This is a genomic window from Pseudomonas saliphila (genome assembly GCF_008638345.1).
GTDB lineage: Bacteria > Pseudomonadota > Gammaproteobacteria > Pseudomonadales > Pseudomonadaceae > Halopseudomonas > Halopseudomonas saliphila.
Window position 1 is genome coordinate 360,391 of sequence record NZ_VTVA01000002.1, and the last position, 15,929, is coordinate 376,319.

The 15,929-nt window shown below is 58.9% G+C and carries 15 protein-coding genes; 2 read left to right on the forward strand and 13 right to left on the reverse strand.

Going from position 1 to position 15,929, the window contains the following annotated elements; translation table 11 throughout:
* The first annotated feature begins 80 nt into the window (after positions 1 to 80).
* On the forward strand, positions 81 to 1,751 hold the full coding sequence (gene leuA / locus FHK95_RS03660; protein WP_150303237.1) for a 2-isopropylmalate synthase: 1,671 nt from the start codon (positions 81 to 83) through the stop codon (positions 1,749 to 1,751).
* Positions 1,752 to 1,903: 152 nt separating this feature from the next.
* Here leuA and der read toward each other — a convergent pair whose 3' ends face one another.
* The 12 genes from der to trmJ form a co-directional block, all read right to left on the reverse strand.
* Positions 1,904 to 3,346, reverse strand: coding sequence for a ribosome biogenesis GTPase Der (gene der / locus FHK95_RS03665; protein WP_150303238.1), 1,443 nt, complete (start codon positions 3,344 to 3,346; stop codon positions 1,904 to 1,906).
* Positions 3,347 to 3,439: 93 nt separating this feature from the next.
* On the reverse strand, positions 3,440 to 4,576 hold the full coding sequence (bamB, locus tag FHK95_RS03670; RefSeq protein ID WP_150303309.1) for an outer membrane protein assembly factor BamB: 1,137 nt from the start codon (positions 4,574 to 4,576) through the stop codon (positions 3,440 to 3,442).
* An 8-nt stretch (positions 4,577 to 4,584) separates the two neighbouring features.
* Complete coding sequence (locus FHK95_RS03675) at positions 4,585 to 5,232, reverse strand: YfgM family protein (protein WP_150303239.1); 648 nt, start codon at positions 5,230 to 5,232, stop codon at positions 4,585 to 4,587.
* A gap of 39 nt (positions 5,233 to 5,271) precedes the next feature.
* Positions 5,272 to 6,549: a histidine--tRNA ligase gene (gene hisS / locus FHK95_RS03680; protein ID WP_268977541.1), complete on the reverse strand. Its 1,278-nt coding sequence runs from the start codon at positions 6,547 to 6,549 to the stop codon at positions 5,272 to 5,274.
* Positions 6,550 to 6,564: 15 nt separating this feature from the next.
* Positions 6,565 to 7,677: a flavodoxin-dependent (E)-4-hydroxy-3-methylbut-2-enyl-diphosphate synthase gene (gene ispG, locus FHK95_RS03685; RefSeq protein ID WP_150303240.1), complete on the reverse strand. Its 1,113-nt coding sequence runs from the start codon at positions 7,675 to 7,677 to the stop codon at positions 6,565 to 6,567.
* 12 nt (positions 7,678 to 7,689) lie between these two features.
* Entirely contained in the window at positions 7,690 to 8,622 is a 933-nt protein-coding gene (locus FHK95_RS03690) for a RodZ domain-containing protein (RefSeq protein WP_150303241.1), read from the reverse strand.
* A complete protein-coding gene (gene pilW, locus FHK95_RS03695; protein ID WP_150303242.1) occupies positions 8,622 to 9,377 on the reverse strand; it encodes a type IV pilus biogenesis/stability protein PilW in 756 nt (251 codons plus the stop codon). Before pilW ends, FHK95_RS03690 begins: the two co-directional genes overlap by 1 nt.
* 27 nt (positions 9,378 to 9,404) lie before the next feature.
* On the reverse strand, positions 9,405 to 10,562 hold the full coding sequence (gene rlmN / locus FHK95_RS03700) for a 23S rRNA (adenine(2503)-C(2))-methyltransferase RlmN (RefSeq protein ID WP_150303243.1): 1,158 nt from the start codon (positions 10,560 to 10,562) through the stop codon (positions 9,405 to 9,407).
* 35 nt (positions 10,563 to 10,597) lie between these two features.
* Positions 10,598 to 11,029 (reverse strand): nucleoside-diphosphate kinase, encoded by a 432-nt coding sequence (gene ndk, locus FHK95_RS03705; RefSeq protein WP_150303244.1) that lies wholly within the window; start codon positions 11,027 to 11,029, stop codon positions 10,598 to 10,600.
* Between the two features lie 130 nt (positions 11,030 to 11,159).
* Positions 11,160 to 12,314 carry an IscS subfamily cysteine desulfurase gene (locus FHK95_RS03710; protein WP_150303245.1) on the reverse strand — a complete coding sequence of 385 codons (1,155 nt, stop codon included), beginning with the start codon at positions 12,312 to 12,314 and terminating at the stop codon, positions 11,160 to 11,162.
* Between the two features lie 7 nt (positions 12,315 to 12,321).
* Positions 12,322 to 13,149, reverse strand: coding sequence for a serine O-acetyltransferase (gene cysE / locus FHK95_RS03715; RefSeq protein ID WP_150303246.1), 828 nt, complete (start codon positions 13,147 to 13,149; stop codon positions 12,322 to 12,324).
* A 4-nt stretch (positions 13,150 to 13,153) separates the two neighbouring features.
* Positions 13,154 to 13,975: a tRNA (cytosine(32)/uridine(32)-2'-O)-methyltransferase TrmJ gene (gene trmJ, locus FHK95_RS03720; RefSeq protein WP_150303247.1), complete on the reverse strand. Its 822-nt coding sequence runs from the start codon at positions 13,973 to 13,975 to the stop codon at positions 13,154 to 13,156.
* A gap of 135 nt (positions 13,976 to 14,110) precedes the next feature.
* On the opposite strand from trmJ, the gene suhB reads away from it, so the two are divergent.
* Entirely contained in the window at positions 14,111 to 14,926 is an 816-nt protein-coding gene (gene suhB, locus FHK95_RS03725; protein ID WP_150303248.1) for a type III secretion system regulator SuhB, read from the forward strand.
* A gap of 82 nt (positions 14,927 to 15,008) precedes the next feature.
* Here suhB and secF read toward each other — a convergent pair whose 3' ends face one another.
* Complete coding sequence (gene secF / locus FHK95_RS03730) at positions 15,009 to 15,926, reverse strand: protein translocase subunit SecF (RefSeq protein ID WP_150303249.1); 918 nt, start codon at positions 15,924 to 15,926, stop codon at positions 15,009 to 15,011.
* Between the last annotated feature and the right edge of the window lie 3 nt (positions 15,927 to 15,929).

Consider the following 15,929-nt stretch of genomic DNA (forward strand, 5'->3'; position numbering starts at 1 on the left):
CTTCGAGCCTGACGACCAGACTTACCCAGCGCACACTATTTTTCAGGCCCACAAGGCCAACCTAGAACAGGATTCACAAGATGCCGATGATCAATAACCCCTCCAGCCGCTACCGCGCCTTTCCGACCCTGGACATCCCGGATCGTCAGTGGCCTTCGCAAACCATCACCCAGGCGCCTATCTGGCTGAGCTCGGATTTGCGCGACGGCAATCAGTCACTCATCGAGCCAATGGACGCCGAGAAAAAGATGCGTTTTTTCAAGACGCTGGTGCAGGTCGGTATCAAGGAAATCGAGGTCGGCTTTCCGTCTGCCTCGCAAACCGATTTCGACTTCGTGCGCGAGCTGATCGAAGGCGGGCATATTCCTGACGATGTAACCATCCAGGTACTGACCCAGGCCCGCGAAGACCTGATCACCCGGACCTTCGACTCGGTCAAGGGCGCCAAACGCGCGATCATCCACTACTACAACGCCACAGCGCCGAGCTTCCGGCGCATCGTCTTTAATCAGGATAAAGCGGGCGTGGTGGATATTGCCGTCAGCGCGGCGCAGATCATCACCCGAATTGCCGCCGAACGCCCGGAAACCCAGTGGCGCTTCGAGTACTCCCCGGAAGTGTTCAGCTCGACCGAAACCGATTTTGCGGTAGAAGTGTGCAACGCAGTGATCGGAGTCTTCCAGCCGACACCTGACAACAAGCTGATCCTCAACTTACCGGCCACCATCGAGGCCGCCACGCCGAACATCTACGCCGACCAGATCGAGTGGTTCGGCAGGCATATCGATCGGCGTGACAGCGTGCTGATCAGCCTGCACACCCACAATGATCGTGGAACCGGAGTCGCTGCTACAGAACTTGGCCTGATGGCCGGCGCAGACCGCGTCGAAGGCTGCCTGTTCGGCAATGGCGAGCGTACCGGCAACGTGGATCTGGTAACGGTGGCGCTGAACATGTATAGCCAGGGCGTGCATCCCGGATTGGACTTTTCCGACATCGACGCAGTGCGCAAGGTGGTCGAGGAATGCAATCAGTTACCGGTGCATCCACGCCATCCCTACGTGGGTGATCTGGTGCATACCGCCTTCTCTGGCTCGCATCAGGACGCGATCCGCAAGGGCTTCGCCCAGCAGGATCCCAACGGCATCTGGGAGGTCCCTTATCTGCCTATCGATCCGGCGGATATTGGCCGTAGCTATGAAGCCGTGATCCGCGTCAACAGCCAGTCCGGCAAGGGTGGCATCGCCTATCTGCTTGAGCAGGAATATGGCATCAGCCTGCCGCGCCGCATGCAAATCGAGTTCAGCCAGGTGGTGCAGCGCGAGACAGACCGCCTCGGGCTGGAAATGACCGCCAGGCAGATCTACCAGTTGCTTGATCAGGAATATCTGCAGGCCAGCACGCCGTACGCGTTGATCAGACATCGTCTGCAGGACGAGAACGGCACCAGCGCGGTGGATGTGGAAGTGCTCAACGAGGGTGACACGCAACACTGGCGAGGCCTGGGTAAAGGCCCCCTCGAGGCATTGGTAGCCGGACTGCCTGACCAGTTGGAGATCATGGATTACCACGAACACGCCATTGGCTCAGGTACGAATGCCAAGGCCGCTGCCTATGTGGAAATACGTCTGGATAACGGCCGGCCACTGCATGGTGTCGGCATCGATGAGAACCTGACCACAGCCAGCTTTCGCGCGTTGTTCAGTGCGCTGAACCGCGCACTGGGCGAGGCAGCCAGACTGGCCGCCTGATGCGAGCCTAAAGGTGTAGCGCGCCTGCGCTACACCTGGCTTTCCGCTGCGGCAGGGCCCGTCGTTGAGCAGGCGCTCAACAACCCCAGGAAACCCATTACGACGCACGCTACTTCCCCTTGAGGTGTAGCGCGCCTGCGCTACGCCGGGGGTTAGCGCTTGTCCTTGCGCTTCTTCTCGGCTTTCTTGTGGTGACTCATCAGGCGGCGTTTTTTGTTGACCTGGCGATCACTCAGCGAGTTCTTACGATCAGCAAAGGGGTTTTCACCGCCTTTGTATTCCACCCGGATCGGCGTGCCTGACAACTTCAACACTTTACGGAAGGTGTTTTCCAGGTATCGCGTGTAGGAACGCGGTACGGAGTCAATCTGGTTACCGTGAATCACGATGATCGGTGGGTTGGATCCACCCAGGTGCGCATACCGCAGCTTGATCCGGCGACCGTGAACCAGCGGTGGCTGGTGCTCAGCCACAGCGGCTTCCAGAATTTCCGTCATGCGCTTGGTCGGAATCTTGGTCATGGCGCTTTCGTACGCCTTGTCGACCGACTTGTACAACAGCCCTACGCCGCTGCCATGCAAGGCCGAGATGAAATGCAGGTCGGCGAATTGAGTAAAGAGCAGCCGACGCTGAAGCTCGATCTTGACGAAGTCCTTCTCGCTCTCGTCCATCCCGTCCCATTTGTTGACCGCGACGACCAACGCACGTCCCGCCTCAAGCACGAAGCCGAGCAGGTGCAGGTCCTGATCAACAATCCCTTCGCGCGCATCCACCACGAAGATCACCACGTTGGCGTCTTCAATGGCCTGCAGAGCCTTGATCACCGAGAACTTCTCGACGGTCTCGAACACCTTGCCGCGACGCCGTACCCCGGCTGTATCAATCAGGGTGTAGGGCTTATCGTGTCGATGGTAGGGAATATAGATGGTGTCGCGGGTGGTTCCTGCCTGGTCGAACACCACTACCCGGTCTTCACCCAGCATGCGATTGACCAGTGTCGACTTGCCGACGTTGGGGCGGCCGATAATCGCAATCTTGGTCCCTATCGGCTTGACGACGCGTGGCACGATCGGCTCGCCGTTTTCATCGAGCTCGGTACCGATAACGCCCTCATCACCGAACACCGCTTCCAGCATCGGGTTGATGTTGCGGTTATGCGCCGCAGCAATCGCAATAGGCGCGCCCAGGCCCAGGGACGAAAATTCCCCGACAATGGAGTCCTGTTGAGCGCCGTCCAGCTTGTTGGCAATCAGGAAGGTATGCTTGTCCCGCTTGCGCAGGTGCTCGGCGATCATCTCGTCAGCGGCAGTTCGACCGGCCTGGGCATCCACCAGGAACAACACCGCATCGGCCTCTTCAATGGCCAGCAATGACTGGCCCGCCATGATGGTATCGATGCCCTGCTCGTCACCGCTGATACCACCGGTGTCTACTACGATGAACTTCTTGCCTTGCCAGACCGCTTCACCATACTGACGATCGCGGGTAAGCCCGGCCATATCAGCGACGATCGCGTCACGACTTTTGGTCAGACGGTTGAACAGGGTGGATTTTCCCACGTTGGGACGCCCCACCAGAGCGATTACAGGAACCATGATTACTCCGCGCACGCCTGGCGTGCCGACAAAAACAAAACGGCCGCTGCCCCCTAATGGGCAGCGGCCGGGAAAGTATAACCTTTTTTACTATCAGCGCAGTTTCAGCGCGACCAGATCACCGCTATTGCCATACACGTAAAGCGTATCGCCCTGGACAATCGGCGCTACCCGCACGCCTTTACGGTCAACGCGGATGCGTCCAACCAGACGGCCATCAGTCTGCGCCAACAAGTGCACATAGCCTTCGTAATCAGCGACTGCCACATAGCTGCTGAATGCGACAGGCGCCGTCAGCTTACGCCGCAGCAGATCCTCGTTACGCCACAACGAGCGCGCACGGTTGGCGTCGAATGCCTCGACCGCACCATCGGAATGGCTCAGATAGACGCTGCCGAAACCCGTACCCGGACCGCCGTAACTGGACGCGGGGGTCTGCCATAGCGGCTCGCCCGACTCAGCGTTCAGTGCGGCCAGGTTGCCCTGAAAGGCTGCAACGTACAGCGTGCTGTCATCCAATAGCAAATCACCGTCGATATCGACCATGCGTTCCAGCTCGGAACGGCCCTGCGGCTGCGCTATGCGCTGCTCCCAGATCGGCACGCCATTCTCGGCGGCCAGCGAAACGACCTTGCCACTGGCAAAACCGGCGTACACCTGCTGCAGGGTGACGATGGGCGTAGCATGCCCACGCACCGTCAGCACCGGCAGACTGGATTCATACAACCAGCGGCGCTGGCCATCAGAAATATCCAGCGCAACAACGTTGTCATCCTGCGTCTGCACGACGACCACATCGCCGTTGGTTTGCGGCGGCGCGAGCACCTCGCTGCTGACTTCGGCACGCCACAATTCAGCACCATCGGACTCATCCAGAACGATTACTTCACCGTCCAGGGTGCCGACAAATACGCGCCCACCACCGGCACCGACCGCACCTGAGGTACGCTCATCGAGCTTGGTCTGCCACCGAACCGAGCCATCGTCGCGGTCCATTGCGATAACACGACCCTTGGCATCGGCGGCATACAGCGTCAGGCCATCAAGCGTTGGCTTTAGGTTGTTGTACAGCGCACCCTGGCCAGCACCGATGTTGCGCTTCCAGCTACGCTCCAGCTCAACTTCGGCGGTAAATTTTTCCAGCTCCGCAGGCGGAAGCTCTTTCTTGCCGGAACTGCCACAGCCGGCAACCATAATGGCTGCCACGCCTATGGCAAGGTATCGGGACATCAGCTTCACTAAACTTCCTCCGCCAGATCATCAATTTTCAGCTGTAACTGCGGGCGGGCCTGCCGATCGGGAATTGCACGGAGCGCGGACAGATAAGCTTCGCGGGCTTCTTCGGTACGGCCAAGGCCCAGCAGCAGATCGCCGCGTATTTCTTCACGTCCGGCCAGCAACTGCCCGGACACTTCTGAGTCGAATAGTGCAAGCGCTTCTTCGGCCCGCTCCTGCTGGCCAAGTACGCGCGCCAGTCGCTGTCTGGCGACTTCCTTAAGCGCTTCATCCTCAGCATTGTCGACCACTTCGTTCAGCAAGCGCTCGGCGGTGGCGAAGTCTTGCGCCTCAACTGCAAGCCGTGCCTGCATCAACGCCGCATAACGCGAATAGCGTGAATCGGGATACTCGTCACGCAACCGCTGCGCCAGCTCGGCGGCACGGGTGCGGGATTCCACGTTGTCCGGATCCTGCCCCAGCACTGATTCAAGCATGGTCTGGTACAACGCCGAGGCGTTGGCAGACTGAGTTTCCTTATAATCGGTCCAGGCGTTCCAACCAAACACGCCCGCTAGCGCGAGCACTACGCCAGTCAACAGCGGCATGCCATGCTGGCGCCACAGTTCCTTGATCCGTTCTACCTGTTCTTCTTCTGTCTGGTTAGTCACCCTACGCTCCTTCCCGAGTAATCAGCGCTGCCGTACTGCTCACAACAATTGTTTGAGTCGCGCCGGCAGATCCTGCCAGGCGATATTTTCCTGCTCGCTGCGATCACGCAAGGGTTTGAGGCCGATTTGCTGCGCAACGGTTTCGTCCTCACCCAGAATCAAGGCATACAGGGCGCCGGACTTGTCAGCCTTTTTGAACTGGCTCTTGAAACTGCCGCCGCCACAATGCACTACAAGGCGTAACCCGGGCAAGGCATCACGCAGCTGTTCTGCCAGCCGGAAGCCTGCAGTGGCTGCGGATTCGCCCAACATGACCATATAGACGTCGACCTGGCGTGCCAGCTCGTCGGGGATCTTGCCCAAAGTTTCGATCAGCAGCAACAGGCGCTCGATCCCCATGGCAAAACCGACCGCAGGCGCCGGCTTGCCGCCGAGCTGTTCAACCAGGCCGTCATACCGACCGCCGGCACATACCGTACCTTGCGCGCCGAGCTTGTCAGTCACCCATTCGAATACCGTGAGGCCATAATAATCCAGTCCGCGGACCAGCCGTGGGTTGATGACATAGGGCACACCTGCCGCATCCAGCAGTGCCCGCAGGCCCGCAAAATGCTGCTGCGCTTCGTCGTTCAGATAATCGGCGAGCTTCGGCGCATCAACAAGCAACGCCTGCGTCTGCGGGTTCTTGCTATCGAGCACCCGCAGCGGGTTGGTCTCGAGCCGACGTTGGCTATCCTCGTCCAGCTGCTCGAACCGGGCTTGCAGATACTCGACCAGCGCCTCACGGTAGCGCGCGCGGTCTTCAGAACTGCCCAGACTGTTGAGCTCCAGAGTCACCGCTTCCGCCAGACCGAGTTTCTGCCAGAGCCGCCAGCTGAGAATGATCAGCTCGGCGTCGATGTCCGGACCGCTGAGGTTGAAGGTTTCCACTCCAATCTGGTGAAACTGGCGATAGCGGCCTTTCTGTGGGCGCTCATGGCGAAACATCGGGCCTGTGTACCAGACCTTGTGACTGACGCCGCCACCCAGCAGCCCATGTTCGAGCATCGCCCGAACGCAACCTGCAGTGCCTTCCGGACGTAGCGTGAGCGAGTCACCGTTACGGTCGGCAAAGGTATACATTTCCTTCTCGACGATGTCAGTGACTTCGCCGATCGAGCGTTTGAACAACTCCGTCGGCTCTACAATCGGCAGACGGATCTGCTGGTAACCGTAGCCCGAGAGCAGGTCCGCCACGGTACGTTCAAAGTACTGCCACAGGGCGCTGTCGGCGGGCAGAATATCGTTCATGCCGCGCACGGCTTGCAGGGTCTTCAAAGCTTATTTCCTTAATCAGCCGCGGATGATGGTATTGGCATCCAGTGCTTGTTTGGCGGCAATTTTGTCACGAATCATCGATTCCAGACGGTCTACCAGACCTTCATTGACCAGTTTGGTGCTGGGGGAACCATCGACATAGACCAGATTGTTCGGCGAGCCACCGGTCAGCCCGATATCGGCTTCGCGCGCCTCGCCCGGGCCATTGACCACGCAACCGATCACCGCGACGTCCAGCGGGACCACAACGTCCTCAAGCCGGGCTTCGAGTTCGTTCATGGTCTTGACCACGTCGAAGTTCTGCCGCGAGCAACTCGGGCAGGCAATGAAATTGATACCCCGGGAACGCAAGCGCAGCGACTTGAGGATATCGAATCCGACCTTGATTTCTTCAATCGGGTCCGCCGCAAGGGAGATGCGAATGGTGTCGCCAATCCCTTCAGCGAGCAGCATGCCGAGGCCTACCGCAGACTTCACCGTACCCGAGCGCAGGCCGCCGGCTTCGGTGATACCCAGATGCAGTGGCTGCTCGATCTGCTGCGCGAGCAGGCGGTAAGCACCCACCGCCATGAACACATCCGAGGCCTTGACGCTGACCTTGAAATCCTGAAAGTCCAACTTGTCGAGGAAGTCCACATTACGCAGCGCCGATTCAACCAGCGCTGCAGGGGTAGGTTCGCCGTATTTCTTCTGCAGGTCCTTTTCCAGCGAGCCGGCATTCACGCCGATACGGATCGGTATGCCGTTATGCCGCGCTGCATCCACGACGGCGCGGACCCGGTCTTCCCGGCCGATATTGCCCGGATTGATACGCAGACAATCCACACCCAGGTCTGCCACCCGCAGCGCGATCTTGTAGTCAAAATGGATGTCGGCGACCAACGCAATCGAGACCTGCTTGCGAATCTCGCCAAAGGCCTCGGCCGCTTCCATGCTCGGCACCGAGACTCTGACGATATCCGCGCCGACGGCTTCAAGGCGACGAATCTGGTCGACCGTCGCTGCGACATCACAGGTTTCGGTGTTGGTCATGCTTTGCACTGAAATCGGCGCATCACCGCCAACCAGTACCGAGCCCACGCGAATCTGGCGCGAGACTCTGCGTTTGATAGGTGATTCTTGGTGCATGAGCGTTACCTCTTACTGGCCCAGCTTGAGCCGGACAACACCTGCTGGCCGGTAGGCCGCGGTATCCAGCTTGCTGCCTTGGTATTCGATGGCGGAGACGGCTTCGATGGCCCCGATGACGACCTCTATCGGACCATCATGGTCAATATTCAGCGACTGCTCCGCCTGCATGAGTTGGGTATGTAAAGCCTTGCCTTCTGCGCTACTGACCTGGACCCAGCACGAATTGTTAAATCGCATATGTAATCCGTTGGCTACCGTGCCTGACGATTCGGGTTCGGCCGTCGCCTCTGCCGCGGGCTCAGCCTCAGCTGCCTCAGCCACCGGCTGAACCTCACTGGTTTCAGCCTCGATCGCGGATACCTGCAACAACGCCGGGATGGCAGGCTCGCTTGACGACACATCCTGACCTGCGGCGTGCCGCAGACCGGGCAAAGCGATGGGCGATGGCAGAGAGTCAATCAGCACTTCTTCAAACTGGCGCTCGTCCAGCTGCGATACCTCGACAGCCGCCTCGCGGTTCTCGTACCACCATAGAAACACCGCCCCGGCGACCAGCAGCAAAATGATCAACGCCCCACGACGCAGCCACATCCGGTTGCTGCGTCCTGCGGTGTAGCGATCGGTCTTGTCGATGCCGTGCACGGCATGCTCGCGTTCCTGAATCCCCATATGCCGGTCGTACTCCAGTACCAGCGGATCGGCATCCAGATTCATTAGCCGAGCGTAGGCACGTATGTAGCCGCGCCCAAAGGTTTCGCCAGGCAAGCGTTCGAACTGTCCCGATTCGATGTATTCCAGAATCTTTGGGGCCAGCCTCAGGCTGGTAGCGACCTCCACTTCACTCAATCCGTGACGCAACCGCGCATCACGCAATACTGCCCCGGCATTCAGGGCTCCCTGCGAATACTGGCTACCAGTGGTGTCAAGCTCGCGGGAATTCATCAGGATTCAGACTCCTTGAGCGCTCTGGCCTCTGCGCTTGAGGGATACAGGCGACGCAACTGCAGCGCATAGCTGGCTGCGCGATTATGATCTTCAAACCGCCGTGCCAGCTGCACACCTAGCCAAAGGCTAGCGGCATTCTGACCAGACAGTTGCTCGAATCGTCGGTAATAGTCCCAGGCCGGAACGTAATTCTGCTTCTGAAATTCCAACCGGGCCAACTCCAGCATCGATCGCGGATGACGACTGTTAAGCCGCAATGCCCGTTCGAAACTGACCTTCGCCTGCTCGGTATTACCCATCATTCGGTGCGTCAGCCCAAGATTCTCGAACACTCGAGAGCGCTCACTGTATAGGGTATCAGTGGAGGCTTTTTCGAAATGCTCAAGGGCCTCGTCAAAACGCTCCTGACTCAGGAGAAAAGCCCCGTAATTATTCAGTATGCGCGGATCGTCACCCTCGACACGCAACGCCGAGCGGAAATGCTTCTCCGCCGAAGGGTATTCACCCTCCTGCTGGTACACCAGTGCCAGCGCCGTATGCGCCGAAGCCGAACTCGGATCCAGCTTCAAGGCTTCACTCAAGGGCGCCTTGGCCCTGTCGGTCTCGCCCTGCTGCATGTAACCCAGGCCGAGCTGAATATAGGCGTCACGCGCCGCTTGCGGATCGGCCGGCTTGCGACCCTGATCCCCAGTGGTCACACAACCCGTCAATGCCAGACTCAATATCCATATTGCGACTACAGGCTTAAACATAATATTACCTTGCCGCGATTAGCGGTATTAACGTCCTACGGCTGGTTGTTGCGGCTCTGGCTGCGTCTGCTCGTCAGCGGCAAGCTGGCGAACCGCAATATAACGGGCACTGCGTCGCGTCTTGTCAGCCACCTGGCCGACCAACTGGCCGCAGGCTGCATCGATATCCTCGCCCCGAGTGATACGCACTGTCACGTTATAACCCGCTTTGTACAGTATGTCCTGAAACCGGCGAATCACATTGTTGCTGGGACGCTCGTAGCCCGAGTGCGGGAACGGATTAAAGGGGATCAGGTTGATCTTGCACGGGGTATCGCGCAGCAGCTCGATCATCTGTTCGGCGTGCTCAGGCTGGTCGTTCACATCCTTGAGCAGGGTGTATTCGATGGTCAACACCCGCTTCTCGCCGAGCCGGTTCATATAGTTATTGCATGATTCCAGCAGCATCTTCAGCGGGTACTTCTTGTTCAGCGGCACCAGCTGACTACGCAATTCATCGTTGGGCGCATGCAGCGACAACGCCAGTGCGACATCGGTAACCGTCGCCAGCTTATCGATCATGGGCACGACGCCTGAGGTAGACAGCGTCACCTTGCGCTTGGAGATGCCGTAACCCATGTCATCCATCATCAGGGTCATCGCGTCCACCACGTTGTCGAAGTTGAGCAGAGGCTCACCCATGCCCATCATCACTACGTTGGTGATCGCCCGGTCCGCGGTGGCCGGCACGCTACCGAAGGACTTGTTGGCGACCCACACCTGGCCAATGATTTCGGCCACGGTCAGGTCGCTGTTGAAACCCTGCTTGCCTGTCGAGCAGAAGCTGCAGTCCAGTGCACAGCCAGCCTGGGATGACACACACAGGGTGCCGCGCCCGTTCTGCGGGATGTAGACGGTCTCAACACAACTACCGGACGCCACGCGCACAACCCACTTGCGCGTGCCGTCCTTGGAAATATCTTCGCTGACCACTTCCGGGCCGCGAATCTCGGCAATGGCCTTGAGCTTTTCGCGCAGGGCCTTGCCGACATTGGTCATTTCATCAAAGCTGTCCACACCGCAGTGATGGATCCACTTCATGATCTGACCGGCACGAAAACGCTTTTCCCCGAGCTGTTCGAAGAAGGCTTCCATTTTCGGCTGGGTCAGACCCAGCAGATTGATTTTGCCGTTTGCATCAGTCATGGCGTTCACATCACTTTGGTATGGAGAATTGCTGATCAGCGAGTGCGCGAGCACAACTCGGTTTCAGCAAAGAAATAGCCGATTTCACGCGCCGCGGAGGTAGTGGAATCAGACCCGTGTACTGCGTTGGCATCAATGGATTCAGCGAAGTCAGCACGGATAGTGCCGGCATCAGCTTCCTTCGGATTGGTGGCGCCCATCAGCTCACGATTCTTGAGTACTGCGCCTTCGCCTTCCAGAACCTGAACAACGACAGGGCCGGAGGTCATGAAGCCGACCAGATCCTTGAAGAAAGGACGCTCTTTATGTTCAGCGTAGAAGCCTTCGGCATCGGCCTGGGACAGCTGTACCATTTTGGCAGCGATAACGCTCAGGTTCGCCTGCTCGAAGCGGCTAATGATCTGACCAATAACATTCTTGGCAACGGCATCGGGCTTGATAATGGACAGGGTGCGTTCAACGGCCATGAAACTCTCCAGATAGATGGTTTAAGGATAGAGGATTACAAAGATTTGTTAACCCGCGGATTATACGCAGGTTGCACGGAAATACGTAACAGCAGCGGCGGCAGACTTATCGGGAAACAAATCCCCGAACCTAGCCCGCCTGACGCAGACGCCCGACCACGTCACACAGCACCTCGGCTGCGCGCCGGGCTTCCTGTTCGGTGGTGAAACGCCCCAGCGACAATCGAATGGAGCTGTGCGCCAAAGCATCCGACAGTCCGATGCCGCGCAGCACATAGGAAGGTTCCACCGTCGCTGAGGTGCAGGCGGAGCCCGTCGACAATGCCAAATCCCGCAATGACAGCAGCAGGAGCTCACCGTCGACGTCGTCGAAGGCCAGGTTCAGGTTATGCGGAATGCGCTGCTCGGCGCTGCCATTCAGATGCACACCGGACAGCCCGCTGAGCCCGCCCATTAGAACATCACGCAATGTACTGATATGCCGGTGCTCGGCGTCAAGCACCGCACCGGCGATCGCGAAGGCCTCTCCCATCCCCACAATCTGGTGGGTCGGCAAGGTGCCAGAACGCATGCCGCGCTCATGACCACCACCATGAACGATCGCCTGGGGGCGTACATCCAGCGTGCGGCGCACATACAATGCACCCACGCCTTTGGGGCCGTAACTCTTGTGGGCACTGAAGGACATCAGATCGACGGGCAGCGCCTTGAGATTGATCGGCAGCTTGCCAGTGGACTGCGCTGCATCAACGTGGAACAGCACGCCGCGCTCGCGCGCTACGGCGCCCAGCGTCGCAATATCATTGATGGTGCCGATCTCATTATTCACGTGCATCAGCGTGACCAGCACTGTGTCGCTGCGGATCGCTTCCTGCAGCGTCTCGACCGAGATGATCCCGTCGGCGCCGGGCTCCAGATAACTGACGTCGAAGCCTTCGCGCTCCAGCTGCTTGCAGCTGTCGAGGACTGCCTTGTGTTCGATGCGCGAGGTGACAATGTGCCCGCCTCGGTCGCGCAATGCGCGGGCGAGGCCCTTGATGGCCAGGTTATTGGATTCAGTCGCACCGGAGGTCCAGACGATCTCGCGGGGGTCGGCGCCGACCAGATCGGCTACCTGGCGACGCCCGAGCTCGACCGCTTCCTCGGCCTGCCAGCCATAGATATGCGAGCGCGACGCCGGGTTGGCAAAATTGCCATCCATGGTCAGACACCCCATCATCTTTTCCGCCACGCGCGGGTCAACCGGGGTAGTCGCTGCATAGTCGAGATAAATAGGTAGCTTCATGGAGACCTCAGCGCTGCGCCTGTTGCGGAGCCGGCTCGGCTGCAACGGCTTCATCCTCGGTGGAGGCTTCCTCCTTGAGCGCCTCGAAATCCTCGTCATTGAGCGTCGGCAAATCCTTGGCACAGTAATCACTGCCCAATTCCTTGAGCGCTTCACACACCCCTTCCAGCCGACCATCGACGGCATGCATATGATCCAGCATCTGACCGATCGCCTTGGCCACAGGATCCGGCATGTCGTTGGTCACGCCGTAGGCATCAAAGCCGAGCTTTTCCGCCATGGCTTTACGCTTGGCGCAGGTCGCATCAGCCTCGCTGAGCGGCTCCTTGAGAATGATACGCCCAGGGATACCCACAGCGGTTGCTCCGGCGGGTACCGCTTTGGTCACGACAGCATTGGAGCCGATCTTGGCGCCCGCCCCCACAATGAAGGGGCCGAGGACCTTGGCACCTGCGCCCACCACAACACCGTCTTCCAGGGTCGGGTGCCGCTTGCCCTTGTTCCAGCTGGTGCCGCCCAGCGTGACGCCCTGATAAAGGGTGACGTCGTCGCCGATTTCCGCCGTCTCACCGATAACCACACCCATGCCGTGATCGATGAAAAACCGTCTGCCGAGCTTCGCCCCCGGATGTATTTCGATACCCGTCGCCCAGCGTGCGAAGTTGGAGACCATGCGCGCCAATAGTTGCGCGTTTCTGACCCACAATGCGTGTGCCAGGCGGTGCAGCCAGATTGCATGCAACCCCGGATAGCAGAACAGCACCTCGAGCGTATTACGGGCGGCTGGGTCCCGGTGAAACACGCTGGCGATGTCTTCCTTCATACGCTTGAACATTGGCTTAACGTCTCCGCTCACCGGACGCCTGTACGCCGATGGCTTTCTGGGTTTCAGTCAGGATACCGCGCAATATATTCATTTCCACCTGGTTTATTTGCACTCGGCCGTACAAGCGGCGCAGGCGCGGCATCAATTGACGGGGCTTCTCCGGATCGAGAAACCCGATTTCAACCAATACCTGCTCCAGGTGCGTGAAATAGCGCTCCAGTTCTTCAGCGGTAGCCGGAATCTCGTTCTGGCGGTTGGTGGTTTCCAGTTTGTGCATTTTAGTCGGCTGGCCCTGTCGCTGCAGGTAAGCCATGCGCAGCTCATAGGCCACCACCTGCACTGCCGCGCCCAGATTCAACGAGCTGAACTCAGGATTCGACGGGATGTGCACATGAAACTGGCAGCGCTGCAACTCCTCACTGGTCAGCCCCGAGTCCTCGCGACCGAACACCAGCGCAATCTCGGCGCTGTCCAGCTCATCCAACTGATCAAGCACCTTGCTCGCTGCCTCGCGGGGATCAACCACCGGCCAGGGAATGCGCCGGTCACGGGCGCTAGTGCCCAGCACCAGGGTACAGTCGGCGATAGCCTCTTCCAACGTAGCGACAATGCGCGCGCCGGTGAGCACGTCATCAGCGCCGGAAGCTCTGGCCTGTGCGTTCGGATCCGGATAACGCTGCGGGTCGACCAATACCAGCCGAGTCAGCCCCATGTTCTTCATGGCCCGCGCCGCACCACCGATATTGCCGGGATGGCTGGTATTGACCAAGACCACGCGAACTCTGTCGAACACTGGACACTCCCGGAATGCACTGATGAAAAATGAGGCGTGCATGGTACAAAAGCCTGAACGCCATGACTACGCCGTTCATTCGCACCAAGACGATTGCGTTTGTCGCGACGGCGACTAAACGCCAACAAATCTGCTACAATTCGCCGCTTTTCCAGCTCCTTCTACAGAGATACCCGTATGCAGCCCATGTTGAACATCGCTCTGCGCGCCGCGCGCAGCGCTGGAGAACAGATTTACCGCTCCATAGAACGTCTTGATGTTCTGACCGTCAACGAAAAAGAGGCGCATGACTACGTCACTGAAGTCGATCGAGCTGCGGAACAGACCATCATCTATCACCTGCGTAAAGCCTTCCCTGATCACGGCATTCATGCCGAAGAGTCCGGCTTTCAGCCTGGCAGTGGTGACGGCGCCGACGTGGTCTGGATTATCGACCCGCTGGACGGCACCACCAACTTCGTACGCGGCGTGCCGCATTTTGCAGTGAGCATTGCCTGCCGAATCAAGGGCCGCATCGAACACGCTGTGGTGCTTGATCCGGTGCGTCAGGAAGAATTCACCGCCAGCCGTGGCCGCGGTGCGGCACTGAATGGCAAACGCCTGCGCGTCAGCCCACGTAAGAGCCTCGAAGGCGCCCTGCTTGGCACCGGCTTCCCGTTCAGGGAAAATCAGCTCGACGCACTGGATAATTACCTGGGCATGTTCCGCAGCCTGGTCGGTCAGACCGCCGGCATCCGCCGCGCAGGCGCTGCCAGCCTGGATCTGGCCTATGTGGCCGCTGGGCGCTACGATGCTTTCTGGGAGTTCGGCCTGGCCGAGTGGGACATGGCCGCGGGCAGCCTGTTGATTCAGGAAGCCGGCGGACTGGTCAGCGACTTCACCGGCAATCACCAGTTCCTCGAGAAAGGACACATTGTCGCCGGCAACCCCAAGTGCTTCAAAGCGGTGCTCACCGCCATTCAGCCGCACCTGACGCCTGCAATGAAACGCTGATTCTGTTCAGACAGCGGTAACGCAGAACAAAAAACCCGGCTCTTCGCAGAGCCGGGTTTTTTATTGTCGTACTGAAAACAGCTTAAGGACGATCGTCCACCGCTGCCTCTTCGAGCTGCGGCGGAATCAGATCCTCTCGGGTCAGATTCATCGTCATCAGCAGGCCGTTGGAGACGTAGATAGACGAATAGGTACCTATGCCGACCCCGATTATCAACGCCAGGGCGAAGCCCTGAATATTCTCACCACCAAAGAAGTACAGCGCGAACAGCACCAGCAAGGTCGATGCCGAGGTAGCCAAGGTACGCGCCAGCGTCTGGGTGGTGGAGATATTGATAACCTCCTCCAGTTCGGTCTTGCGCATCAAACGCAGGTTCTCGCGAACCCGGTCAAAGACTACGATGGTATCGTTCAACGAATAGCCGATCACCGCAAGCAGTGCCGCAAGAACCGTCAGGTCAAAGGACAAGCCGAGCAATGAAAACACACCGAGCGTGAAGATGACGTCGTGCACAAGTGCCACAATCGAGGCGACCGCAAACTTCATCTGAAAGCGCAGGGACACATACAGCAGGATGCCGCCCATCGCCAGCAACATGCCCAGCCCACCCTTGTCGCGCAACTCTTCGCCTACCTGCGGGCCGATGAACTCAACGCGCTTGACCGTGACTTCGCCGCCCTCTTCAGCCTGAATCAGACGCGCAAGCTCTGCACCCAGATCAGGGTTTTCGCTCGGCAGTCGGATCAGCACATCGCTGGAGGAGCCGAAGTTCTGCACCACGGCATTGTCCCAGCCGGCTTCTGCGAGCATCCCCCGGATGGACTCAAGATCTGCCGGCTCGGCGTAATTAAGCTCAATCAGCGCACCGCCAGTGAAGTCCAGGCCCAGGTTCAGCTGCTTGATCGCCAGACTGGCGATGGAGCCGATCATCAGGACAACCGCCACGGCAAAGAAGAACTTGCGCAGGCTCATGAAATTGATGGTGCTTTTAGTCAGCATGAT

What these genes read in the sequence shown, in the direction of transcription:
- cysE (WP_150303246.1), bottom strand. Translation starts at nt 13,149, where the DNA reads ATGTTCAAGCGTATGAAGGAAGACATCGCCAGCGTGTTTCACCGGGAC.
- der (WP_150303238.1), bottom strand. Translation starts at nt 3,346, where the DNA reads ATGGTTCCTGTAATCGCTCTGGTGGGGCGTCCCAACGTGGGAAAATCC.
- pilW (WP_150303242.1), bottom strand. Translation starts at nt 9,377, where the DNA reads ATGTTTAAGCCTGTAGTCGCAATATGGATATTGAGTCTGGCATTGACG.
- secF (WP_150303249.1), bottom strand. Translation starts at nt 15,926, where the DNA reads ATGCTGACTAAAAGCACCATCAATTTCATGAGCCTGCGCAAGTTCTTC.
- FHK95_RS03710 (WP_150303245.1), bottom strand. Translation starts at nt 12,314, where the DNA reads ATGAAGCTACCTATTTATCTCGACTATGCAGCGACTACCCCGGTTGAC.
- leuA (WP_150303237.1), top strand. Translation starts at nt 81, where the DNA reads ATGCCGATGATCAATAACCCCTCCAGCCGCTACCGCGCCTTTCCGACC.
- FHK95_RS03690 (WP_150303241.1), bottom strand. Translation starts at nt 8,622, where the DNA reads ATGAATTCCCGCGAGCTTGACACCACTGGTAGCCAGTATTCGCAGGGA.
- bamB (WP_150303309.1), bottom strand. Translation starts at nt 4,576, where the DNA reads ATGTCCCGATACCTTGCCATAGGCGTGGCAGCCATTATGGTTGCCGGC.
- rlmN (WP_150303243.1), bottom strand. Translation starts at nt 10,562, where the DNA reads ATGACTGATGCAAACGGCAAAATCAATCTGCTGGGTCTGACCCAGCCG.
- suhB (WP_150303248.1), top strand. Translation starts at nt 14,111, where the DNA reads ATGCAGCCCATGTTGAACATCGCTCTGCGCGCCGCGCGCAGCGCTGGA.
- trmJ (WP_150303247.1), bottom strand. Translation starts at nt 13,975, where the DNA reads ATGCACGCCTCATTTTTCATCAGTGCATTCCGGGAGTGTCCAGTGTTC.
- ispG (WP_150303240.1), bottom strand. Translation starts at nt 7,677, where the DNA reads ATGCACCAAGAATCACCTATCAAACGCAGAGTCTCGCGCCAGATTCGC.
- ndk (WP_150303244.1), bottom strand. Translation starts at nt 11,029, where the DNA reads ATGGCCGTTGAACGCACCCTGTCCATTATCAAGCCCGATGCCGTTGCC.